Annotated in this window: 1 protein-coding gene; it reads right to left on the reverse strand. The window is 38.0% G+C overall.

All coding sequences use genetic code 11. The features are described 5' to 3' along the window. The coding region (locus KH400_RS21120; RefSeq protein WP_217228009.1) for a WYL domain-containing protein at positions 1–445 on the reverse strand (445 nt) is incomplete at both ends.

Genomic DNA, 445 nt, shown 5'->3' on the forward strand with positions numbered 1-445 from the left:
CTGTACAATAAAGGGTGTACGTTTTTCCGTACACCCCTCAAATAATATTCCTCGTATTGTTGAAACAGTTTTTTCACTTCCTGTTTAACGTTATCAACAAGTGCAAGAGGAGCAACCACTTTAGCGTCACTGCCCCATGTGAGAATCCAGGCAACCAACCCATCACTAACCGCCGCTTTTGTCGTTAATAAAAAGCAATCCTCATCTAGTTTTTTTATATCTACATCCAACCCAAACCTGTCTAGAACGACATTGATTAAGTCCTTTTTAAAACGTATTTTTATCCATTCTTCTTGGCCTGCATACATATGAAATGTATTGTGAACATACTCGGAAATATTAATAGACGTCCGCTGGAATGACTGGTCCGTTATTTCAACCTTTCTCATTCTATCCACTCGATAATGGCGAAACTCCTCTTCATTTTCAAATATCCCAATTAAAT

The sequence above is a fragment of the Desertibacillus haloalkaliphilus genome (assembly GCF_019039105.1).
GTDB classification, from domain to species: Bacteria; Bacillota; Bacilli; order Bacillales; family KJ1-10-99; genus Desertibacillus; species Desertibacillus haloalkaliphilus.